A 21,578-nucleotide genomic window follows, 5' to 3' on the forward strand; every position below is an offset into this window, starting at 1 on the left:
ATTAGCAAAAAAGTTACGACTTGTATAAATTGTAAAATATATGGAAATATATAGAAAAGAAATCGGAGAGCTTGAATCTAAGTAATTTGGGGTGAATTTAATGAGTTTTTTAAAAAAGGTTTTATTTCTGGCCTTTATGATGGGTGCTGTTTCTATAAATAACTTTTCTGTAAAAGCTTCTGAAAAAATTACATCTACAAAAGCAAGTACCACTGCCGCAAGCACTAAAAGCAGTGCTAACATTGGAATTGTAACTGCCAGCAGTTTAGCAGTGAGAAGTGGTCCCGATACCAAATACAGCATCATAGGTGGTTTGCGAACCAATGAAAAAGTAAGCATTATTTCTTTGAATGCTGGCTGGTATAAAATAAACTTTCGTAACAGCATAGGTTATGTTTCTCAAAGCTATGTAAAAACAGATTATATTATTCCGCAACAAAGTGCTGTCCAGCACAGCAGTAACACAAGTAATTACAGTACCAATGTTTTGGAAAAGAAGTTAGGTTATGTTTCCGCATCTGCACTAAACGCTAGAAATGGTCCAGGTACCACTTATAATGTGGTAAAAGTACTTTATAGAGGAGAAGCAGTTCGTATATTAGAAACTCAGAAGGATTGGATGAAGATCAGCCAAAACAATTCCACTGGATGGGTTTCTGCAGAATTCATTACTCTTATCAAGCCCCAAGGAGGTAAGAACATTGTTATAGATCCCGGACATGGAGGCTTTGACCCTGGATCTGTAGGGCCCACTGGAGTAAAAGAAAAAAATATTACTCTTGCTGTATCTTTAATGCTTGGTGATATTTTAGAAAGTCAAGGACATAATGTAGTATACACAAGAAAGAGTGACAGCATTGCTTGGGCTGCAAATGAAAAGGATGACGTTAGAGCAAGAGTGGATATTTCCAATAAAGCGAAGGCTGATCTGTTTATAAGCATACATACAAATGCTTCTGAGTATTCCAGTGTCAGAGGAATTGAGACATACTATTCCTCTGCAAATTCCAAGAATAAGCTGCTGGCAAAATCCATTCAGGATAATATGGTTAAAAGCATGAATTTAACTAACAGAGGAATAAGAGAAGAAAAATTTTATGTAATAAAGAATAATCAAGCAGTATCCGCTTTGGTTGAACTAGCATATATAAGCAATTCAACAGAGGAAAAACTATTAAATAATTCTTTGAATCAAAAGAAATGGGCAGAGGGAATAGCTAAAGGAATAAATGACTATTTACATGACAATTAATCCGGCGATATATACTGCAACAGCCACATCCATAATTACTCATCACTCAATACTAATTAAAAAAAGTTCTGGTCTCCGGGGCAAAATTTTCCTCAATAGTATATTAATTGGTAGAAACCAAGATTAATATAAGGGAGGAAGTTAAATGAGTATGTATAAACAAATTCAAGAGAAGTTTTGGCAGAATGATTTTGTCCTGGAGTTAAAGCCTGAGGAGAGATATTTCTATATGTATCTGATCACCAATACTATGACTAACCACTGTGGTATATATAAGTTTAATATGAAAGTAGCAGAACTTGAGACAGGACTGGCTCCTGAGGTAATAGAGACCCATCTTAGAACCTTTGAAGCCTATGGAAAGATAGCAGTATCAAAGACCTCAAATGAAATAATGATAATGAATTGGTTTAAGCATAATTTTAAGTGCAACAAGAAAACCATAGCTGCTATAAATAAAGAGCTTAAAGATGTGAAGGATAAGGAATTCCTGAATCACCTCTATGAAATATGTGTGAAAAGACAATACCCTGTAGAGGAAATCTTCAAGGGCATAATAATTTCGCCGGAAGCAAAATATGAGGTTAAAAGTATAGGACAATCACCGCAGACAACTTCTGAATATCAAGAAAAACCTATAAAAGAGCCTAAGCAAGAAGAGCTAAAAGTGGGAGAAAAAATGCTGTTCACCAGTATAACAGACAATTCAAAACCCACAAGGAAGAAAAAACGTAGGGGGAAGGTAGAGGAAGAAATAGAATCTTATGATACAACAAGGGAGGAGGACATAGAACAGCCTCTGGAGGGGATCACTATTGCTACTTGGAACTTCTTTGATACGGGGGGAAGTGGAAACAGCATAGCAAGCTCAGCCTAATGATAGGACTGAGCACTAGCGTTTCTTAAACACCAATGCCACAGCCCCATATAAATTGACAAATAGCCATTGTTAATTTTAATCAGTTAAGTCCAAGTCCTTTTCTCTTGCTGATTATATGAGCTTCTATATCTTCCGCTGCCTTAACAGGGTCATCTCCTAGAGCAATTTTTCCTCCGGTAACCTCTTCTGCTTTATTAGTTAAAAGTTCCACTAGCTGAGGAGCTCCGGTCATAAATGGAGTAGGAGATAGGTGGGTGAAAGCACCATAGGCCAGTGCAAATATACCGTCAATGGTTGCCTTTTGTTCCATCCATTCCGGTGCTGTCACTGCTATTGGAAGCTGGCAGACGTCTACGTCTAGATGGTCTGCTAAGGCTGTTACTAACATGGATATTCTACCGGTATCCGTACAGGTTCCAAAGCTTAAAACCGGTGGGATCTTTAACATATTGCAAACTTCTTTTAAGCCGCTTCCGGCTAATTCATTAGCTGCTTCCAAAGTGCAGAGACCAGCAACTTCTAAAGCGTGATTTCCGCATCCGCCGGCTACTAGGAGAATATCTCTCTTTATCAATTCTTTTGTAAGATTAACTGTCATCCAGTCTTGAGGACCATTTCTTAAGGTTGAACAGTTTGCTAAGGCTACAACACCTTTAATTTTACCGGCGGAAATTACATCTACTAAAGGATCAAGTTTGTTTCCCAAAGCACCTAAAACCGCTTCCGTGGAAAAGCCAGTAATTGCTTTTTGAGTTCTCTTTGGAACTACAGCCTTAATGTTTCTTTCTTTTCTCTTTTTAAAGTTCTCTATACCCAGTTCAATTAATCTATCAGCCATTTTGTCAACTTCTTCAGGATTATAAGGAATTTTATATTTAACGCCGGGTAGATCAATTATGGTGCTTACTGCTACCAAGGTTACCTGATACTTTTCAGCATACATATCAATTGCAGGTGGAGAACAGTTTTCCTCCATAGCAAACACATCTACGGTACCGGTAGCTAATAGGGGTTCTATTGTAAGCCAGTTACCCATATGTCCTACAAAAACATCATCCATTTCAAATCGCTGCAGCAATTCCTGACCGGTTTCTATAGATCCAACGACTCTAAGGCCCTTGGCTCCGGCTGCCTTAGCCCTATCTTGAACTTCCTTTGACCTTGCCTTTAATATTGTAGCAACTCCGGCCCAAGGCTGATGACCGTTAAATACCAGGTTAACATAATCAGGGTCCATTATGCCTAAATCCATATTTGCTTCGTGGGGTTTAGGTGTTCCGAACAAAATATCTTGAACCATTTCAAGACCGATTTGTGTATTGTAAATTGTGGCTATTCCAAGTCTAAGGGCTTTCATTGCCAGTGACACATGGTTGCCATCCACATTAGTGAGACAGCTGGCTACGCAATTTTGTTCTTCATGAACTGTGCCTGCAGGGTATATGCCAAGCTTTCTCCAAAGTTCCTTTCGCTTCCTTGGTGCAAAAGCTTCCACCATAATATTCTTATTTTCTACTCCAATATGTTGTTGATCCTCAAGCAGAATGGCAAGTTCCACAGCCATATCATTGATATCTTGATTTGTATCTATGCCTACCTTCTCACACATCCATCTAAGCTTTTCTGCTTCTGTAATTTTAAAAGGAGTCTTTCCTTCTGCTGTAGCTTTAAGTGTTCGAAAAGCCTCGTAGGCATGATGACTATATGTACCTGCACCCATTATATTTTTTAGCAAAAAGTTTCTCATGGCCATGGCGTCGTTGCCTATACCACATACCCCCTTATCTTGACCGGTCTTTTCATTGATTCGGCATGGGCCGTTGGAACAAAGCTGACAGCTTAGGCCTTCCAGGCAGAACTTACATCGGATTTTTTCCTGAGCGGCATACCTGTCCCAGACATTTGACATGCCATCTTCTCTAATTCTCTTAAGCATTTCTTCCACAGAGTCATGGTAGCTGGCTCTACCTTTAGATTTTTCTAAAACAGTTTCACGCATTACATTTTCACTCCTTACAGTTCTATCATAAGTAAGATTTCCAATAGAAGATATTTTTATGTATAAGTGAGTATATCCATCGATTAATAGTATTGTTTCTGTATGAAGCTAAGAGAGTATTTGATAAATTACCTGGGAAATAATTACAGTTGCTATTCCTTAATTTTGCCTAAATACATAAATTAGAAAAGGGCTATGAACATGATTGATTTCAATGTATAATTGTTATATAGTCTCGGAAAATAAGAAATATGAAGGTCAGCTATTTAAATTGGCTAGCATTTTAAATTTTTGTTAAACCATAAGATTAAATAGAAAGTAGGTAATTATGATGCAGAGTATAATATTTGATGTTGATGGTACATTGTGGGATACCACAGAAGTTGTGGCAAAGGCTTGGAATAGGGCAGTAGAGGAAGCAGGTGTATCAGCAGCCAAAATTACTGCCGAGGTACTTAAAAAGGAATTTGGAAAGACTATGGATGTTATAGCACAGGATTTATTTCCTAATGCTGACGCGAAGGAAAGAGAACATATCTTGGAACTGTGCTGTAAATATGAACATGAAGCATTGATAGAAAATAATGAAAATCTGTTGTTTCCTAATGTAAAAGAGACCTTGGAAAAGCTCTCAAAAAAATATTCACTTTTCATTGTTAGCAATTGTCAGTCGGGTTACATAGAGTTATTCATGAAGAAAGCTGGAGTTGAAAAATATATCACTGATATTGAATGCTTTGGAAATACAAATAAAAGCAAGGGTAACAACATTAAGTTAATTATAGAAAGAAATAAACTTAGAGACGCCGTTTATGTTGGAGATACTCAGGGCGATTATGAAGCAACAAAATTTGCAGGTATACCTTTTATTTATGCCAAGTACGGCTTTGGCAAGGTGGATGGTTATTATTTAGCTATAGAAGACATAAGTGAACTCTTGGATATAGAGTGATTATAAGCCAGCTAGATAACTTGAAATCTAGTTATCTAGCTGGTTATAAAATAGATACCAAGCAAAGTCGGTGTGGAGGGTAACAAAGTGAATAACATGAAGAAATTTATTAGTATTGCAAAATACTTTATTTTAGTTGCAATACTAGTACTTATAGTAAAGTATTCAGAGGGAATTATCGGTGGGATAAAGGGGATTACAAAAGCTGGTATGCCCTTGGTTTTAGGGCTTTGTATAGCCTATATACTGAATATATTGATGATAAAGCTGGAAAAGGTTTATTTTCCAAATTCAAAAAATCAGTTTGTTATACGAACTAGAAGGGCTGCCTGCATATTTTTGTCCATAATACTGATCATAGGCATAATGGTTATACTTTCGCTGATAGTGATACCGCAGTTAATCAAAGCAGCTTCCGTTATCATAGAAGGAGTTCCCCGCATTATAGGCAGCATTGAGAACTTTATAGAAACAAATAGTGATAAGTATGAAATAGTGGGAAAAGCATTAGACACACTTAAAATAGACCTTGAAGGCTTATTACATAATGCAATGTCGGCTGTGACTTCTGTGTTTAGGGGACTAATGAACTCTACATTTGCATTTGTAGGCTCACTGACAAGTGGGCTGATGAATTTTATTATCGCTCTTACCTTTGCCATTTACGTTTTGGCAAATAAGGAGGGCTTAGAGCTAAATATCAGAAAGGTCATGAAGGCATTTTTGAAAGATAAGAGCATTGAAAAAATAAATTATGTTATGCACATAGTAAATTCAGCTTTTTCAAGTTTTATTTCAGGTCAGTTTATAGAAGCAGTCATTATAGGCTGTTTGTGTACTATAGGCATGTGGATATTCAGATTCCCTTATGCAGCGACGGTTGGTGCTTTTATTAGCGCTACTGCATTAATACCCGTTGTGGGAGCATATCTTGGTGCGGCTTTGGGAGCTTTTATGATTTTGACTGTTAGTCCGATAAAAGCACTGCTCTTTTTAGTCTTCATAAGCATCTTGCAGCAATTAGAGAATAACCTCATATATCCAAGAGTAGTTGGTTCCAGTATTGGACTGCCAGGCATATGGGTTTTTGCAGCCATCACTATCGGCGGAGGATTAGGAGGAATTGTGGGAATGCTCTTAAGTGTGCCCATAGCTGCAAGTATTTATAAGCTTTTTGTCAATAAGGTCAATGAACGATTAGTAACTGATGAGATAGAACAGGATGAAACTTAAACAAGAAAAACACAAAAAAGCGATACTCTCTATTCTTTGAATAGGAGGTACCGCTTTTTTTATTTGATTATTGCAAACTCATAGCCTTTAGATTTAATTAATTCTATAATTGCAGGTAGGGCATCAGCGGTAGATTGTTTAGTGGAGGAATCATGCATAAGTACAATGAGGTTCACATCAGCGCCTTCAGCATTACCAATATTATTGGTAATAGCTTCAAGTTGCTCATCCAAGGATACATCGTTTTTTATCCCATCCCTGTTCTCAGCGTTCCAGTCTACGTAATACATTCCACTGTTAATGAGCTCTTCTTTCATAGGCTTTTTCCAGCTTTCAAAGGAACCGGAAGGAAACCTTACTACTCTTGATGCAGAGGTTGTACCTATTGCAGCCACTATGGCTGCAGTAGTTTTGTCTACTTCAGTCTTAAAAGCTTGTACGTTCACAGTTTTGTTAGGGTATAATATTCCATAATCATGGCTGTAGGTATGGTTTGCGATGGCGTGACCATCTTCATAAATCTGCTCTACAAGCTCCCGATTATTTTCAACAGCACTTCCAAGTACGAAGAAGGTTGCAGAGACATTATGTTCCCTTAAAATTTCTAAGACCTGCGGCGTTATATTTTTACTTGGCCCATCATCAAAAGTTAAAAAGGCATATTTCTTTCCAAAGTTCCGGCCGTAGGAAAAGACTTGTTCAGCAGGGACAAAATATTTTGTCCGCCTAATCTTTTTAGTATCCTTAATTCGTAAGGGTATTTCTGATATCGAAATTTCTTCATAAATCGAATCATTTTCATAAGGCTTTGCTTTGGCAGGTTCATCTTCACCTACCACTGGGTGATCTATAGTAACCACTGTGGTTAAATTGGCCGTATTGGAAACTGTATTAACATCTGCCAAAAGATTTGTAGTTTTTATTTCTCTTAAAGTTATTATAAGAATAGATATTATAGCTGAAACGGATATTATAGCTGCACCTGATAAAATACACCTTGTTTCAGCAAAAGATATCCTACCGAATAGGCTATTTTTTCGCATAAGTTAACCTCCTTAGGGATACCAACTATTCTTATAATAACAAAATATTGTAAAATATTAAAGGGTTTTTAATTATTTAATTGTACAAAATTCATAACCTTTTGATATTAATAGGTCTAATATTTGAGGTAGGGCATCAGCTGTAGTTTTTTTAGTAGGAGAATCATGCATTAAAAGAACCACATTCTTATCACTGTTCTCGGCGGCTGCAATGTAATTTTTTACGGTTTCTAATTGCTCTTCAATAGCTACATTATGCTTTATACCATCCTTGTTCTCAGCATTCCAATCTAAATAATACATCCCGTCTCCTGCGAGAGCATCTCTCATGGGTTTCTTCCAGTTTTCGAAAGAACCGGCAGGGAATCTCACCACCCTTGTTGAATAGGCAGTTCCCAGAGCCTTTGAAATGGCTTCATCTGTTTTCTTAAGCTCTTCCTTAAATGCACTTATATCCACAGTTTTATTAGGATAAAGTATCTTATAATCATGGCTGTAGGTATGATTTGCAATAGCATGTTCATCATCAATAATCTGCTTTAATACTTGAGGATTATTATCAACTGAATTGCCAAGCACAAAAAAAGTGGCATGTACATTGTATTCTTTTAAGATTTCTAATACTCTTGGTGTTATAACTGTATTAGGACCATCATCAAAAGTTAAAAACGCAAACTTCTTGCCTTCGCTTCTTCCGTAAGAATATACTTCTTCAGCCGGCACGGCATATTCATTTGTGGGAACAGGGGGTACTTCCTGGGGCTCCTCTCCAGAATTATCAGACACTTGTCCTTCTTGCTCTCCCATATTTGTATTTTGGGGGGATGTACCATCATTAGGGTTAACAATTAAATCCTTATCTTTATTAGGAGTTTGATCTGTATTATCAGTTTTATCTATTGGTTCCGTTATTTTTTCATTACCTTTGGCAGCAGATTTTATGTTAATGCCATCGGAAGAAGAGGTTATAAACAGTGTAACTGTTGTAAAACTAGTCAAAAAAAGAATAATGGTAAAGATAAATATTCTTACACTACCTTTTCTTTTTCTATAGGATAATTTATTAGTATTCATATTCCATCCCCCTTGAATGTTAAAATAAGTCTATACATGTATAATACGGTCTATTTAGGTCAAAAGGTATGTAAAAATAAAAGACATATAAAAATATTTTTATATTGTATTTTTCTATGTAATAAAAATAATAGAACTAGCATAAATACTATGGGGGTGGTTTGAATGGAGATTACAAAAAGCTGTTCTAATTGTGGCGGTGTAATATTTAATCTGAATCAAAAACCTGGTGAGTATGAAGCAGTATGTTCTGAATGTGGAACTATTGTAGCTAATATAAAACTGGAAAAGTATGAAACGGTTAAGAAATACTGCAGTAACTGCAATAGTGCAAGGTTTAAAGCCAGAGTGAAAAGATATAAAGATACTGAAAATTGGACTGTAGAATGTGCTGAATGTAAAACTCAACCAGAATTTAAATATGTGGATTCAGAATTAAATGAGATTGATGAAAAGACCAGAGAAAATTTAATTCTAAAGGATACTATAACTGAATTAAACCTCAGAATTTCAGAGCTTGAAAGTGAATTAGAAAGACTAGCTTATAGGGTAAGTGCAAAAGACGAGACCTTTGATATTCTGTCCTAAGGTCTTCATGACTCATGACACTTAATTTAAACATAATCTCTAATAAAAGGAAATGAGCCAAAGGGCTCATTTTTAATCAATTAACGAATACCATTCACTCTTTTGGGGAATATATACTTGAAAGGGGTGTGAAAAATGTCAAAGGTTAAAAAAGGTCATCCTGAAAAAAGCAATATGGATATAGGATCCAAGGTTACAGATAGTGCTCAGCACCAAGAAAAACAAAGCAGAAATAAGAGGAAAGATTAACATAGTGGGTTATTCTCCTTTAGTTGTTGAAAGGAAGTGAAAAAATGGTTGAAGAATTAACAGGTTATAGGAAGAAAATGGCTATGTTAGGCTTTAGAATGATAGAAGAAGATAAAAAGAATCAAGCTGTAAATAACAGCAATGTTAATGATAAAAAATTGCAAAGCAAAGCTAATAATAATGAATTTAAGTAAAGATTGTAAAGCAAGAATATAAGAAGGAGTTTTCCTTCTTTTTATATTGGGTTTATATAATATCGATGGAACTGGGGCTGAAAAATTCTTTGTTTGGAGTTTGCGCTATTTACAATGGGGTAACAGTAGGAACCATCAGGGCCATAGGTGATGGCTCTACATGCTTCTATATCCAAGATGTCATAGTTAATCCGGATCACCAACGCAAAGGAATTGGACAAGTGATGATGAAGGAAGTTATGAACTATATAGCTGAGAATGCCTGCGAAGGAGCTGTAGTAGGGCTGATGTCTGCAAAGGGAAAAGAGGAATTTTACGAAAAATTCGGCTTTTGGAAGGGGCCTAATGAGCACTTTGGTCATGGTATGATGATGTTCTGGAATATAGGGAAAAATTAATATAGAAATGGGGGTTTATGAGGTCATGAGTGAAAGTAAAATTAAAGACTTTAATGTGTACCTAGAAGGTATTATTGCAAGAAAAGGTTACATACAAGTATCTAAGTATACCGGTATGTTCATTACGAAAATGCCTAAAAAGTGATCAAAGGCTTGTCTGGAAATGTGGATAACTTTGTTAATTGAGTGAATATTCAGAAAAAAGTTTAGTAAGGGGAATTCAATTATGGATATATTTTTCTGGTTTGTAGATTTAAGTATCCCGGTAACAATGCTTGTCATAGGATTAGTGTTTATAAAGTTTCCACCTAGAAAAATAAATAATTTATATGGATATCGGACGAAAAGGTCTATGAGTAATGAAGGTACTTGGAAACTGGCACACTTAAAATGCGGGCAAATTTGGATTAAAGTAGGTATAGTACTGCTAATTGCAGTACTACTTAGTAAACTGTATGTTCCTGTTAAAAAGGAAATATTGAGTCTAATTCATATAGGGATTGGTATAATGTGTTTGTTTATTCCTTTGCCATTTGTAGAGAGTGCTTTAAAGAAATATCTTAAAGAATAGTAAAAAAGCCCGAATAGTATCGGGCTTTAACTTATTGGATTACTTTCTCGCAACACCTACTACTATATATCTCCAACGTTCGGGAATGATACGGTTTGAGAAAATAGAATCTATGTTTCCTAATATATTTCTTTGACTTTCGCTTCTCCCAAGAGTTCCTAGAAAGCCAGTGGTCAAGTAATAGACACAGCTAAAGTTATACAGAAATTCCTTTATTTCTGAGATTGATGGATATCTCCAGGAATTTCCCCAGTTAACAAATCTCTTTCTCAGGGCTTTGTGTATTGGGGAGGCTATAAGGTTTTCTGCGAAAAATAGTTCTCCCCCTGGCTTTAATACCCTATACATCTCATTTATAGCCTTAATTTGAGCTTCTTTATTATTTCCATAGCCAATTCCTCCGAGTACAGACTTAAATACTACTAGGTCAATAGAATTGTCCTCTAGAGGAATATCTGTGGCGTCCACGGAACGGTATTCAATTAAATCTTGTACACCATACTTCTGATGCAGTTCCTTTGCCTTATCTGTAGGGCCTTCTAAGTCGCTGCAAATGACTCTGCAGCCTTGCATAGCCAGCCATAAAGACAGACCACCATTCCTGCTTCCAATTTCCAAGGCTGTGCAAGTTGATAAATTCTGAAGGCTTTCCTTTAACCAATAATCCAAAGCAGTGCTCCAATTCTTTACATCCCATTCAATGATATCTGATACTGCTAAATTTAACCCTTTTTCCACAGACACTCCCTCCAATGTAATCAAGGTTATAATGATTATTCTAACAGTTATGAAGAAAAATATTCAGTGGATAGTCAAAAAGGTTAAAAATCCTTTAATATAATAAAAGAAAATTTAGCTATAAGTAAAGTTTTAGAGTTAGGACCGAAATTTCATACTAAAAAGGGCAATTTAATGATAAGTTCATAGGAAAAAAGGCATCTATATGGATGCATTTATTGGTTACTGGAATTATTCTTAGCCAATAGGTCTCTGATTTCTGTAAGAAGCTCTTCTTCTTTGGAAATTTTCTTAGCCTCTTCAACCTTTGCTTCCTCAGCCTTTCTAAAATTGTTGAACTTATTAACTGTCTTTACAAGAATAAATACAGAGAAAGCTATTATTAAAAAGTCAAGTATGTTCTGTATAAACATGCCATATTTAAGCTCTACCTCGCCTAGCTTAAGGGCGGCTTCCTTTATATCAACATGACCTAATAATATGCCAACCAAAGGCATGACGATATCGTTAACCAAAGAGGAGACGATTTTGTTGAAGGCACCGCCTATAATTATACCTACAGCTAAATCCAAAACATTGCCTCGTAAAGCAAACTTCTTAAACTCTTTCCACATAAAATCACTTCCTTTCAATAATACTTATAGTATAACAGAATTATTGTGCGTTTATAGACAGATTTTTAATTCATTTTGGAGGTGAAATATCATGAATTGCCAAGATGCTAAAGAACTGGTGGAATCCAAAGGGTATATCGATGTAGAATATAATAATAAATCTGTTTGGATTGAGCGCCTAAATAAAGAAGAGGATACAGCTCTGGTTAAGGAAATAAACGGTGATAAGGAATATCTTGTGCTGCTGTCTGAACTTTCTATGACAGAGGAAAAAAGAAATAAAGTACTCAAATAATGAGAGCCTCCAATGGGCTCTTATTATAATTCATGGAATTTTCATGAAGGATTATTATATAATGAATTGGAAATAAATATATTTTGGCAAGCATTGAACTCTTTGATATAAAATTTTAGTATATAATCTTTGATAAAACTATTTCTAATTTTAAGTTTTCCATATATAATATATAAATTATGTTGATGAATGAAGGTGGAATATATTATGAAAAAGGTAGCAGTGGTTTTTAATGGTGGAACAATATCGATGATAGTAGATGAAAAGATCAAAGCTGCTGTTCCGGGACTTACTGGAGAGGAAATTATGAAGATGGTAACGGGGATTGAAAGGTATTGTGAAATTGAAACCCTTACCTTTTCAAGTTTGCCCGGACCTCATATGACCATAGATAATATGTTTGAGCTGTCGAAGTTTATTCAGAAGTTACTACTTAGAGATGATATATCCGGTGTGGTTGTAACTCATGGTACAGACACTCTGGAGGAAACGGCCTATCTAGTGGATTTAACCATAGACACTGAAAAGCCGGTAGTATTTACCGGAGCCATGAGAAGTAGTTCGGAGTTAGGCTATGACGGCCCCTCAAATCTGGCAGAGGCTATATGTACCGCAATATCACATGAGGCTAGAAACCGAGGGGTTCTTGTATGCTTTAACGGAGAGCTAAATAGTGCAAACGAAGTTACTAAAGTAAATGCCATGAGTATAAATGCCTTTGCAACCCCCAGCTTTGGCCCCCTGGGAATAGTGGATAACAACACTGTTATTTTTTACAGATGCAATAGAATATCCAAAAGAATAGAAGTTAATAAAATTGATGCCAAGGTGGACCTTATAAAATGTACGGCAGGACAGGATTCAAGTCTTATCGAATTTTGCCTAGACAAAGGCGATAATGGAATTGTCTTAGAAGCCATGGGCAGAGGTAATGTACCTCCGCAAATGCTAAAGGGAATTCAAAATGCTATTGACAGCAACGTGCCTGTTGTTCTAGTGTCAAGATGCTTTGAAGGCAGGGTATACGAATCCTATGGTTACGAAGGTGGCGGAAAAATGCTGAGAGAAATGGGAGTAATCTTTGCAGACCATATGCCGGGACAAAAGGCAAGGATAAAGTTGATATTAGCTCTAAGCAAAACCAGGAATGTTGATGAGGTCAAGGCCATATTCGAAGATGGACTATATGTGAATAATTAAAAGGAAATGGAAGATTTAATGAATATAATGGAGCAAATTAGAAAAAATGCCTTGAAATAATGGTGTTGGTTTATGTATAATAATTATTATATATTGTCAAGGCGACGGGAGATGATTTTTAATGATATACAGCATGACGGGTTTCGGAAGGTCAGGCTATGAAGTTGAAGGAAAGCTAAGCTTTAATGTAGAAATAAAAAGTATAAATCACCGATATCTTGATATTAACATAAGAATGCCGCGAATGATGAACAGCATAGAAGACAGGATAAGAAAGGAAATAAGCGAGAACATCAGCAGAGGCAAAATAGATGTCTTTATTACATACAATAACTATGAGAAACTTGGTGTTAGCGCTCAGTTTAACAGTAGCCTAGCGGATAGTTACGTAAGATGCCTAAGGGAAATAAAAGACAGATATTCTGATATCAGAGATGATATTTCTATTTCTTTGGTTGCAAGATATCCTGATGTGATCTATGTTGAAGAAAATGAAGAAGACATTGAAGAAATCTGGAGTATGCTGAAAAAGGCTCTTGCTGAAGCCATAGCAATGTTAAAAGAAATGAGAAGTACAGAAGGAAATAAGCTTCGTGAGGACATTATCGCTAAATGTAAGAATATCTCTGATGAGGTTAAGGTAATCAGTGGTAAGGCTCATTCTCATGTTACACAGTACAAGGCAAAGCTGGCAGAAAGGCTTAAAGAACTTCTGGATAATGTTGCTATTGATGAAAACCGTTTAAACATGGAACTAGCAATCTATGCGGATAAAAGCAGTATTGATGAAGAAATAACAAGATTAAAAAGTCATATAGAGCAGATGAAAGCGACTTTGGATTCAAATGAGCCGGTGGGAAGAAAGCTGGATTTCATTGTTCAAGAAATGAACAGGGAGACCAACACCATTGCTTCAAAGTCAAATGATATAGAAATCACTAATTCTGCTTTAAAGATAAAAAATGAGATTGAAAAAATCAGAGAACAAATTCAAAATATAGAGTAGTAGGAGGAATACTATGAATATTAAGTTAATTAATATCGGCTTTGGAAACATTGTATCTGCTAATAGATTAGTTGCAATTGTCAGTCCCGAATCAGCTCCCATAAAAAGAATTATTCAGGAAGCCAGGGATAGAGGTATGCTGATCGATGCAACCTATGGCAGAAGGACAAGAGCTGTTATAATAACTGACAGCGATCATGTTATCTTATCTGCAGTACAGCCTGAAACTGTGGCACATAGACTATCATCTAAGGAAGAAGAAACTGTTGACGAGGTTGATGAATAATGAACCAAAAAGGAATATTAATAGTTTTGTCCGGTCCCTCCGGTGCTGGTAAGGGTACTATTTGTAAAGCATTATTGGAAAGCTCAGACTTTTGGTTATCCGTATCAGCCACCACAAGAAGTCCTAGGGCTGGGGAAGTTGAGGGGAAAAACTATTATTTTTTAACCAAGGATAAATTTCAAGAGAAAATTAAGGCTGACGATTTTTTAGAATATGCTGAAGTGTACGGTAATTATTACGGTACTCCCAAAAGCAGTGTTCTAGAGGCACTAGAGGCTGGTAAAGACGTGATTCTAGAAATAGATATACAGGGAGCATTGAAGGTAAAAGAAACCTATCCCGGTGGTGTATTTATATTCATTTTACCACCTTCCATGGAAGAGCTAAAAAAGAGAATAATAGGAAGAGGCAGTGAAACACCCGAATCATTGATGACAAGATTTAAAGCTGCTTATCAAGAAATTAATTATGTATCAAAGTATAATTATGCTGTTGTAAACGACCAAGTTTCTGAAGCTGTTAAGAAAATACAAGCGATAATAATAGCAGAAAAGTGTCGTGTTGACAGAATAAAAGATGATATTTTAGATTCTAAGGAGGGCCTAATACATGAACAACTCTATGATTAATCCATCAATAGTAGACTTATTAAAAAAGGTTGACAATAGATACTCATTAGTAATTGTAACCGCAAAGAGAGCAAGACAGCTTATAGACGGAGCAGATCCATTGGTGAAAACTGGGTCTAATAAACCACTAACTGTAGCAATTAATGAAGTAAACACTGGGGCTATAGTCTATGAATCATTAAAAGAGGGTATTAAGTAATGAAATACAAAAAAAATGTGGTGCTTGGTGTATGCGGTGGGATAGCTGCATATAAAGCACTTGAGGTTGTAAGTGCTTTAAGAAAAAAGGATATAAACGTAGATGTTATAATGACTGAGCATGCTACGGAATTTGTAACACCCTTGTCTTTTCAGTCACTAAGCTCAAACAAGGTCATTGTGGATATGTTTGAAGAACCAAAGGTTTGGGAAATTCAGCATATTTCTTTAGCAAAAAAAGCAGACCTGATTCTTGTGGTACCGGCTACAGCTAATATCATTGGCAAAGTAGCTAACGGTATTGCAGATGATATGCTTTCAACTACTATCATGGCTTCTAAGGCACCGGTAGTTTTTGCGCCTGCAATGAACACCAATATGTATGAAAATCCTATTGTGCAACAAAATATTGAAAAATTAAAAGCCTTTGGTTATACATTCATTGAGCCTGCCTCTGGCAGGTTAGCTTGTGGTGACGAGGGTAAAGGAAAGTTACCGGATCCAAAACTAATTACAGAGTTTGCCCTTTCAAAACTATATAAGATCAAAGATTTAATGGGTAAAAAGGTGCTTATCACTGCCGGCCCAACGGTTGCCCCCATTGATCCTGTTAGGTATATCTGTAATCATTCTTCGGGCAAGATGGGCTATGCTTTGGCAGAGGAAGCTCGTGACCGAGGTGGAGAAGTTATATTAGTTTCTGGACCTACAAACTTAGAACCGCCTGTAGGTGTAAATGTAGTGAAGGTAAACACTAATGCTGAAATGCACAATGCGGTACTTAGCTTTTTTCACCAAAGTGATATAATAATAAAATGTGCTGCAGTTTCTGACTTTAAGGTGGAAAACTACAGCAACATAAAAATCAAGAAAGACGGTGACTCAGTAAATTTGCGCTTAGTCCAGGACAATGATATTTTAATGGAGCTTGGTAAGCTAAAGACTCAGGATCAATTACTAGTGGGTTTTGCTGCAGAAAGTAACGACTTAATTCAAAATGCTAAGATAAAGCTAGCAAAAAAAAATCTGGATTATATCATAGCAAATGATATAATGCCGACGGATACAGGCTTCGGCTCAGATTATAACAAAGTAAACATCATTTCAAAGGATGGAAGTATGATTTCTTTGGATAAGATGAGCAAAAGAGAAGTGGCAGAGGAGATTTTTAATACTATAGGAAAAAGGCGCTAGTGCGCTTTTTTATTTTAAGGGGCAGTGCTTATGGAATATAAATATGCCGGAGTAGTAGTTAATAATGATTCTATAATGGTGGATAAAATATTTACCTACCAAGTACCAGAAAAACTTTTAGGAAAAGTAAAACTAGGTCAAAGAGTGAAGATTCCTTTTGGAAAAGGCGATAAGTTAATTGACGGATTTATAATGGAGCTTAAGGAAGAGCTAAAGGAAGAGATGAAATATATTAAACCCATAAGGACACTTTGTGATGAAAGCCCATTATTTGATGAAGAAGGTATAGCACTCATAGAGCAGATGAAAAGACGTTACTTGGCCACCTATATAGACTGCATCAGACTGCTCATTCCAACAGGACTTATTAAAGGTATGACCAACAAAACGGAAAGAGTACTATATGCTAAGGAGATGCCTGCCGGGAAATTCGACAAATCTCCATATATTGAAATCTATAATGCAGTAAAAGCTGAAAACGGCCTTTATACAAGAACTACTCTCAGTAACAAGTTCAGCTTTTCCTTAAGCTCCATCAATACAATGTTAAAGCATCATATGCTCTCTTTGGAAGAAGTGATTGTAGATAGATTAGATGACAGGGAGTATGGAAAATATACAGCAAAAACCCTTAATGCAGAACAGATAAAAGCTGTGGAAACTATTATGAATAGTGATAAAGGCAAGTACCTTATACACGGTGTTACCGGAAGCGGTAAGACTGAAATATATCTTAATTTAGTAGAAAATATGCTAAAAGAGGGTAAGGACAGTATTGTATTGGTTCCTGAAATTTCACTGACTCCACAGATGATTGAAAGGTTTAAAGGGAGATTTGGCAGTGACATCAGTGTCTACCACAGCAAAATGTCTGATGGTGAACGTTTTGATGAATGGATGCGTATAAAAAACAAGAGAACTAAAATAGCTATTGGAGCTAGGTCTGCTCTGTTTTTACCCTTTTCCAATCTTGGCTTGATCATAATAGATGAAGAACATGAAAACAGCTATAAATCTGAAAGCAATCCTAAATATGATGCTCGGGAAATAGCAGAGTTTATAGCAATGCAAAAAGGGAGTAAGCTGGTATTAGGTACGGCTACTCCTTCTATGGATACCTACTATCGTGCTAAAGCAGGAGAACTAGAGCTGATAGAAATAAAAAATCGGGTAGATAATGCAAAGCTTCCTAATATGGTTTTGGCAGATATGCGGGAGGAACTGGCTAAGAATAATCGATCCATCTTCAGTTCTAAGCTCTACACCTCTATTGAAAAGGCCTTGGGAAGGGGAGAGCAGATTATTCTTTTCTTAAACAGAAGAGGATTTTCTACCTTTGTTTCCTGTAGAAAGTGCGGCTTTGTGTATAAATGTAAGCAGTGCGACATAACCTTAACCTACCATAAGGAAGATAATTTGATGCACTGCCATTACTGCGGCTACAGACAGCCGGTCCATAATCAATGTCCGGAGTGTTCAAGCAAATATATAAAGTATTTTGGCATTGGAACAGAGCGAGTTGAGGAGGAGGTTAAAAGATACTTTCCCTCTGCAAAGACTCTACGAATGGATATGGACACCACCAGAAAGAAAAATTCCTATATAAATATATATGAAAGCTTTAAAAAAGGTGAAGCTCAAATATTAATTGGAACTCAAATGATAGCTAAGGGCTTAGATTTTCCCAATGTTACCTTGGTTGGGGTATTGGCCGCAGATCTTACCTTAAATCTGCCTGACTATAAGTCAGCGGAAAGGACCTTTCAGCTTCTGACCCAGGTGGCAGGAAGAGCTGGAAGAAGCAATAAACAAGGTGAAGTAATAATTCAAACCTATACACCTGACCACTATAGTATTCAATATTCACTGGGCAATGATTACACAAGTTTTTATAATAGAGAAATAGGCATCAGAAATAATATGAATTATCCGCCTTTTACTGAACTTATAAATATTAACCTTAGCTCCAGCAAGGTAGATTTGCTGATTACTACAATTAAGAATTTAGGTATAGCAATAAATAGTTACTTGGAAGATAAGAATAATATTAGTATATTAGGTCCGTGTCCCTGTGCAATATCTAAGATAAAGGATATGCATAGATGGCAGATTATATTAAAAGGTCACTTTGATCATTTAACTGCAGCGAAGATTAAAGATATTGTATATGATTCTTTAAAAAATGTATACACTGAAGTAAGATTGAATTTAGATGTGAACCCAAATAATTTAATTTAGAGTGGAGGAAATTGATTATGGCATTAAGAAATATTAGAACCGACCATGATGAAATACTAAGAAAGAAAAGTAAGGTTGTTGATGAAGTCAATGACAGGATAAAAGTACTGGTTAAAGATATGATAGAGACAATGTACGCTGCAGAGGGGGTTGGTCTGGCTGCACCTCAGGTTGGAATCTTAAAAAGAGTTGCCGTTGTGGATGTAGGGGAAGGAGTTCATGTTTTCATAAACCCTGAAATCCTTGAGAAAGAGGGAGCGTGTGTAGGCTTAGAAGGCTGCCTCAGCCTTCCAGGAAGACAAGGAGAGGTCGAGAGACCTACCAGAGTAAAGGTTAAGGCACTCAATGAAAACGGTGAGGAATTTATCTTGGAGGCAAAGGACTTTTTTGCCAGGGCTATATGCCATGAAATAGATCACTTGGATGGAATACTTTTTATAGATAAATTAGTAAAGAGTGAGGGAAATTAAATATGAAGATAGTTTTTATGGGAACCCCTGAGTTTGCGGTTCCTACTTTAAAGGCTTGTATAGATAATTTTAATGTTGCAGCGGTGTTAACACAGCCAGATAAGCCAAAGGGACGAGGAAAGAAGTTGACTTACAGTGAGGTTAAGGAGGAAGCGTTAAAACATAATATAGACATATATCAGCCGATAAAACTGAAAAATGATAGAGAAACTATCCATATATTAAAGGAAATAGCACCGGATTTTATTGTAGTAGTGGCCTTTGGCCAATTACTTCCCAAGGAAGTGCTGGATATTCCAAGGTATGGCTGCATCAATTTACATGCTTCACTGCTTCCTAAGTATAGAGGAGCTGCACCTATAAACTGGAGTATAATTAATGGAGAAGAATACTCAGGAAATACCACAATGCTGATGGATGTTGGTTTAGATACAGGAGATATACTGCTGCAAAGTAAAATTAATATTACAGAAGATATGACTGCAGGTGACCTTCATGACGCCTTGAAAGTAAACGGTGCTGAGTTAATGGTGAAAACTCTTCGGGGCATAGCAGATGGGACAATTATGCCGGTAAAGCAGGATGATAGTAAAAGCTGTTATGCTTCAATGTTAAACAAGGAAATGGCCTTGATAGATTGGAGTAAATCTGCAAAAGAAATAAATAACTTGATAAGGGGATTGAATCCTTGGCCGGTTGCTTATACTAAGTATAAAGGTGAGTCTATGAAGATTTTTACTTCAGATGTATTGGGGAAAAATAAGGGAGAAGTTCCTGGACTTATAGTAAAGGCCTCTAAGGATGGCCTAGTGGTAGCAGCTTCGGACAATTACCTTGCTATTAAGGAATTACAGTTCCCAAATGGAAAGAGAATGTCAATTGAAAGCTTTCTTAATGGCAACAGCATAGAAGAAGGTATAATTTTAGAGTAAATTGAGGTAGCAATAATGAACGTTAGAGAAATTGCTGTAATGGCTTTAGAAATGGTGCTGGTGGATGGAGCTTATTCAAATATAGTGCTCAGAAGGCTTCTGAATCAATACAATGTAGAAGAAAAGGACCGGGCCTTGATAACAGAAATTGTATATGGGACTCTAAAATACAAGTATAAATTGGATGTAATATTATCCGGCCTAGTTAAAAGTCCCTTAAAAAAATTGGATAATAGGGTGCTGAATATACTGAGAATGTCCTTGTACCAATTCATTTATCTGGATAAGGTACCGGAGTACGCCATTGTGAATGAGGCTGTAAACTTAGCAAAAAAGACTTCTATTGGTGCCAGTAAGTTTGTCAACGGAGTGTTGAGAGGGTATCTAAGAAATAAAGAGAGAAACTATAACCCTGAAAGTGGAACAATTAGTGAATTAGCTTATAAGTATTCCTTCGAAAAGTGGATGGTGAAGCTCTTTGTTAAACAATATGGAGAGGAAAGGGCAAAGCAGATACTAGCCGGTTTAAATTCTACGCCCAGTGTTACAGTAAGAATTAACAGTATGCGTTTTGATTATGATGAAGTTTGGGATGAATTGACTAAACTGAACTACAATATAGAAGAAGGAGCAGTATGCCCTGAGGCTATAAAGATTTTAAAAGGCAGCAATATAGAAAATAATCCTTTGTTCAAGGAAGGTTACTTCACAGTTCAGGATGAGAGTGCTATGATGGCTACCCTGGCCTTAGCTGTAATGGAGCACAACTTCGTTATGGATATGTGTGCTGCTCCTGGGGGCAAAAGTACACATATTGGAGAACTGCTCAGAGGTACCGGCAGGGTTGAGGCCTTTGATTTATACGACCACAAGATTAAACTGATAATGGATAATGCAAAAAGATTACATATTGAAAATATTTCAGCCAAGGTTATGGATGCATCAGTTTATAATGAAGAGTTTGATGAGTCCTATCACAGAGTTTTGGTTGATGTCCCCTGCTCCGGTATAGGTATAATACGGAAAAAGCCGGAAATAAAATGGACTAAAACCATGAAGGAAATAGAAGGTTTGTATTCTATGCAGGATAAGATCCTAAATAATGCATCCAGATATGTAAAAAAAGGCGGAATACTGGTGTATTCAACTTGTACCTTAAACAGAGCCGAAAATGAGGAACGAATATATTCCTTCCTAGAGAAAAATAATGATTTTACTCTTGAGACTTTGAATTTTGGTCAAAGAACTAATTTTATATATAGCGCTGACGGTATGTTGACAATATTACCGGATAAGGATATGGATGGCTTTTTTATAGCAAAATTAAAGAAGAAGTTATAGGAGT

General features: G+C 36.4%; 24 protein-coding genes. 19 read left to right on the top strand and 5 right to left on the bottom strand.

The genetic code is table 11. The annotated features are described in order from the left end of the window. Positions 1-100 precede the first annotated feature (100 nt). A complete protein-coding gene (locus FHY60_RS08130) occupies positions 101-1,252 on the top strand; it encodes an N-acetylmuramoyl-L-alanine amidase family protein (protein WP_139904494.1) in 1,152 nt (383 codons plus the stop codon). A 145-nt stretch (positions 1,253-1,397) separates the two neighbouring features. Beyond that, entirely contained in the window at positions 1,398-2,129 is a 732-nt protein-coding gene (locus FHY60_RS08135; RefSeq protein ID WP_139904495.1) for a hypothetical protein, read from the top strand. An 82-nt stretch (positions 2,130-2,211) separates the two neighbouring features. On the opposite strand, the gene cooS is transcribed toward FHY60_RS08135, so the two are convergent. Then, positions 2,212-4,131 (bottom strand): anaerobic carbon-monoxide dehydrogenase catalytic subunit, encoded by a 1,920-nt coding sequence (cooS, locus tag FHY60_RS08140; protein ID WP_139904496.1) that lies wholly within the window; start codon positions 4,129-4,131, stop codon positions 2,212-2,214. Positions 4,132-4,459: 328 nt separating this feature from the next. Here cooS and FHY60_RS08145 point away from each other — a divergent pair, with 328 nt between their 5' ends. Together FHY60_RS08145 and FHY60_RS08150 are read left to right on the top strand one after the other, a co-directional pair. After that, positions 4,460-5,083 carry an HAD family hydrolase gene (locus FHY60_RS08145; protein ID WP_139904497.1) on the top strand — a complete coding sequence of 208 codons (624 nt, stop codon included), beginning with the start codon at positions 4,460-4,462 and terminating at the stop codon, positions 5,081-5,083. 96 nt (positions 5,084-5,179) lie between these two features. Beyond that, positions 5,180-6,316, top strand: a complete 1,137-nt coding sequence (locus tag FHY60_RS08150; RefSeq protein WP_139906338.1) for an AI-2E family transporter — start codon at positions 5,180-5,182, stop codon at positions 6,314-6,316. Between the two features lie 59 nt (positions 6,317-6,375). Here the strand turns inward: FHY60_RS08150 and FHY60_RS08155 are convergent, their stop codons facing one another. Then, positions 6,376-7,359: a polysaccharide deacetylase family protein gene (locus tag FHY60_RS08155; protein ID WP_139904498.1), complete on the bottom strand. Its 984-nt coding sequence runs from the start codon at positions 7,357-7,359 to the stop codon at positions 6,376-6,378. A gap of 72 nt (positions 7,360-7,431) precedes the next feature. Further along, positions 7,432-8,433, bottom strand: a complete 1,002-nt coding sequence (locus FHY60_RS08160; RefSeq protein WP_139904499.1) for a polysaccharide deacetylase family protein — start codon at positions 8,431-8,433, stop codon at positions 7,432-7,434. Between the two features lie 165 nt (positions 8,434-8,598). Between FHY60_RS08160 and FHY60_RS08165 the strand changes: the two genes are divergently transcribed. The 4 genes from FHY60_RS08165 (at position 8,599) to FHY60_RS08175 (ending at position 10,433) form a co-directional block, all read left to right on the top strand. Continuing rightward, a complete protein-coding gene (locus FHY60_RS08165) occupies positions 8,599-9,021 on the top strand; it encodes a hypothetical protein (RefSeq protein ID WP_139904500.1) in 423 nt (140 codons plus the stop codon). 272 nt (positions 9,022-9,293) lie between these two features. After that, positions 9,294-9,464: a hypothetical protein gene (locus FHY60_RS17850; protein WP_180375491.1), complete on the top strand. Its 171-nt coding sequence runs from the start codon at positions 9,294-9,296 to the stop codon at positions 9,462-9,464. 65 nt (positions 9,465-9,529) lie between these two features. After that, a complete protein-coding gene (locus tag FHY60_RS08170; protein WP_139904501.1) occupies positions 9,530-9,862 on the top strand; it encodes a GNAT family N-acetyltransferase in 333 nt (110 codons plus the stop codon). 226 nt (positions 9,863-10,088) lie between these two features. After that, entirely contained in the window at positions 10,089-10,433 is a 345-nt protein-coding gene (locus tag FHY60_RS08175) for an SdpI family protein (RefSeq protein WP_139904502.1), read from the top strand. A 39-nt stretch (positions 10,434-10,472) separates the two neighbouring features. Here the strand turns inward: FHY60_RS08175 and FHY60_RS08180 are convergent, their stop codons facing one another. Then, complete coding sequence (locus tag FHY60_RS08180; protein WP_139904503.1) at positions 10,473-11,171, bottom strand: class I SAM-dependent methyltransferase; 699 nt, start codon at positions 11,169-11,171, stop codon at positions 10,473-10,475. 215 nt (positions 11,172-11,386) lie between these two features. After that, on the bottom strand, positions 11,387-11,785 hold the full coding sequence (gene mscL, locus FHY60_RS08185) for a large conductance mechanosensitive channel protein MscL (RefSeq protein ID WP_139904504.1): 399 nt from the start codon (positions 11,783-11,785) through the stop codon (positions 11,387-11,389). Between the two features lie 91 nt (positions 11,786-11,876). On the opposite strand from mscL, the gene FHY60_RS08190 reads away from it, so the two are divergent. The 11 genes from FHY60_RS08190 to rsmB all read left to right on the top strand — a co-directional run bounded on the left by FHY60_RS08190 (position 11,877) and on the right by rsmB (position 21,574). Next, positions 11,877-12,080, top strand: coding sequence for an H-type small acid-soluble spore protein (locus FHY60_RS08190; RefSeq protein WP_139904505.1), 204 nt, complete (start codon positions 11,877-11,879; stop codon positions 12,078-12,080). Positions 12,081-12,287: 207 nt separating this feature from the next. Beyond that, on the top strand, positions 12,288-13,280 hold the full coding sequence (locus tag FHY60_RS08195; RefSeq protein ID WP_139904506.1) for an asparaginase: 993 nt from the start codon (positions 12,288-12,290) through the stop codon (positions 13,278-13,280). 121 nt (positions 13,281-13,401) lie between these two features. Beyond that, complete coding sequence (locus tag FHY60_RS08200) at positions 13,402-14,286, top strand: YicC/YloC family endoribonuclease (RefSeq protein ID WP_139904507.1); 885 nt, start codon at positions 13,402-13,404, stop codon at positions 14,284-14,286. 13 nt (positions 14,287-14,299) lie between these two features. Then, positions 14,300-14,572, top strand: a complete 273-nt coding sequence (remA, locus tag FHY60_RS08205; RefSeq protein WP_139904508.1) for an extracellular matrix/biofilm regulator RemA — start codon at positions 14,300-14,302, stop codon at positions 14,570-14,572. Beyond that, positions 14,572-15,201, top strand: coding sequence for a guanylate kinase (gene gmk / locus FHY60_RS08210; RefSeq protein WP_139904509.1), 630 nt, complete (start codon positions 14,572-14,574; stop codon positions 15,199-15,201). The genes remA and gmk overlap by 1 nt, the downstream gene beginning before the upstream one ends. Next, entirely contained in the window at positions 15,182-15,400 is a 219-nt protein-coding gene (gene rpoZ, locus FHY60_RS08215) for a DNA-directed RNA polymerase subunit omega (RefSeq protein WP_139904510.1), read from the top strand. Before gmk ends, rpoZ begins: the two co-directional genes overlap by 20 nt. Beyond that, complete coding sequence (gene coaBC, locus FHY60_RS08220; RefSeq protein ID WP_139904511.1) at positions 15,400-16,593, top strand: bifunctional phosphopantothenoylcysteine decarboxylase/phosphopantothenate--cysteine ligase CoaBC; 1,194 nt, start codon at positions 15,400-15,402, stop codon at positions 16,591-16,593. Before rpoZ ends, coaBC begins: the two co-directional genes overlap by 1 nt. Before the next feature lie 30 nt (positions 16,594-16,623). Next, positions 16,624-18,831, top strand: coding sequence for a primosomal protein N' (gene priA / locus FHY60_RS08225; RefSeq protein ID WP_139904512.1), 2,208 nt, complete (start codon positions 16,624-16,626; stop codon positions 18,829-18,831). Positions 18,832-18,848: 17 nt separating this feature from the next. Beyond that, positions 18,849-19,301: a peptide deformylase gene (gene def, locus FHY60_RS08230; protein ID WP_139904513.1), complete on the top strand. Its 453-nt coding sequence runs from the start codon at positions 18,849-18,851 to the stop codon at positions 19,299-19,301. A gap of 2 nt (positions 19,302-19,303) precedes the next feature. Then, a complete protein-coding gene (fmt, locus tag FHY60_RS08235) occupies positions 19,304-20,233 on the top strand; it encodes a methionyl-tRNA formyltransferase (protein ID WP_139904514.1) in 930 nt (309 codons plus the stop codon). Positions 20,234-20,248: 15 nt separating this feature from the next. Further along, entirely contained in the window at positions 20,249-21,574 is a 1,326-nt protein-coding gene (rsmB, locus tag FHY60_RS08240; RefSeq protein WP_423243581.1) for a 16S rRNA (cytosine(967)-C(5))-methyltransferase RsmB, read from the top strand. Positions 21,575-21,578 lie beyond the last annotated feature (4 nt).

It is taken from the genome of Clostridium thermarum, from assembly GCF_006351925.1.
Lineage (GTDB): Bacteria > Bacillota > Clostridia > Clostridiales > Clostridiaceae > Clostridium_AU > Clostridium_AU thermarum.

What these genes read in the sequence shown, in the direction of transcription:
- FHY60_RS08130 (WP_139904494.1), top strand. Translation starts at nt 101, where the DNA reads ATGAGTTTTTTAAAAAAGGTTTTATTTCTGGCCTTTATGATGGGTGCT.
- priA (WP_139904512.1), top strand. Translation starts at nt 16,624, where the DNA reads ATGGAATATAAATATGCCGGAGTAGTAGTTAATAATGATTCTATAATG.
- FHY60_RS08160 (WP_139904499.1), bottom strand. Translation starts at nt 8,433, where the DNA reads ATGAATACTAATAAATTATCCTATAGAAAAAGAAAAGGTAGTGTAAGA.
- FHY60_RS08145 (WP_139904497.1), top strand. Translation starts at nt 4,460, where the DNA reads ATGATGCAGAGTATAATATTTGATGTTGATGGTACATTGTGGGATACC.
- FHY60_RS08190 (WP_139904505.1), top strand. Translation starts at nt 11,877, where the DNA reads ATGAATTGCCAAGATGCTAAAGAACTGGTGGAATCCAAAGGGTATATC.
- coaBC (WP_139904511.1), top strand. Translation starts at nt 15,400, where the DNA reads ATGAAATACAAAAAAAATGTGGTGCTTGGTGTATGCGGTGGGATAGCT.
- remA (WP_139904508.1), top strand. Translation starts at nt 14,300, where the DNA reads ATGAATATTAAGTTAATTAATATCGGCTTTGGAAACATTGTATCTGCT.
- FHY60_RS08155 (WP_139904498.1), bottom strand. Translation starts at nt 7,359, where the DNA reads ATGCGAAAAAATAGCCTATTCGGTAGGATATCTTTTGCTGAAACAAGG.
- FHY60_RS08175 (WP_139904502.1), top strand. Translation starts at nt 10,089, where the DNA reads ATGGATATATTTTTCTGGTTTGTAGATTTAAGTATCCCGGTAACAATG.
- rpoZ (WP_139904510.1), top strand. Translation starts at nt 15,182, where the DNA reads ATGAACAACTCTATGATTAATCCATCAATAGTAGACTTATTAAAAAAG.
- gmk (WP_139904509.1), top strand. Translation starts at nt 14,572, where the DNA reads ATGAACCAAAAAGGAATATTAATAGTTTTGTCCGGTCCCTCCGGTGCT.
- rsmB (WP_423243581.1), top strand. Translation starts at nt 20,249, where the DNA reads ATGAACGTTAGAGAAATTGCTGTAATGGCTTTAGAAATGGTGCTGGTG.
- FHY60_RS08200 (WP_139904507.1), top strand. Translation starts at nt 13,402, where the DNA reads ATGATATACAGCATGACGGGTTTCGGAAGGTCAGGCTATGAAGTTGAA.
- FHY60_RS08135 (WP_139904495.1), top strand. Translation starts at nt 1,398, where the DNA reads ATGAGTATGTATAAACAAATTCAAGAGAAGTTTTGGCAGAATGATTTT.
- cooS (WP_139904496.1), bottom strand. Translation starts at nt 4,131, where the DNA reads ATGCGTGAAACTGTTTTAGAAAAATCTAAAGGTAGAGCCAGCTACCAT.
- FHY60_RS08150 (WP_139906338.1), top strand. Translation starts at nt 5,180, where the DNA reads ATGAAGAAATTTATTAGTATTGCAAAATACTTTATTTTAGTTGCAATA.
- fmt (WP_139904514.1), top strand. Translation starts at nt 19,304, where the DNA reads ATGAAGATAGTTTTTATGGGAACCCCTGAGTTTGCGGTTCCTACTTTA.
- mscL (WP_139904504.1), bottom strand. Translation starts at nt 11,785, where the DNA reads ATGTGGAAAGAGTTTAAGAAGTTTGCTTTACGAGGCAATGTTTTGGAT.
- FHY60_RS08165 (WP_139904500.1), top strand. Translation starts at nt 8,599, where the DNA reads ATGGAGATTACAAAAAGCTGTTCTAATTGTGGCGGTGTAATATTTAAT.
- FHY60_RS08195 (WP_139904506.1), top strand. Translation starts at nt 12,288, where the DNA reads ATGAAAAAGGTAGCAGTGGTTTTTAATGGTGGAACAATATCGATGATA.
- FHY60_RS08170 (WP_139904501.1), top strand. Translation starts at nt 9,530, where the DNA reads ATGGAACTGGGGCTGAAAAATTCTTTGTTTGGAGTTTGCGCTATTTAC.
- def (WP_139904513.1), top strand. Translation starts at nt 18,849, where the DNA reads ATGGCATTAAGAAATATTAGAACCGACCATGATGAAATACTAAGAAAG.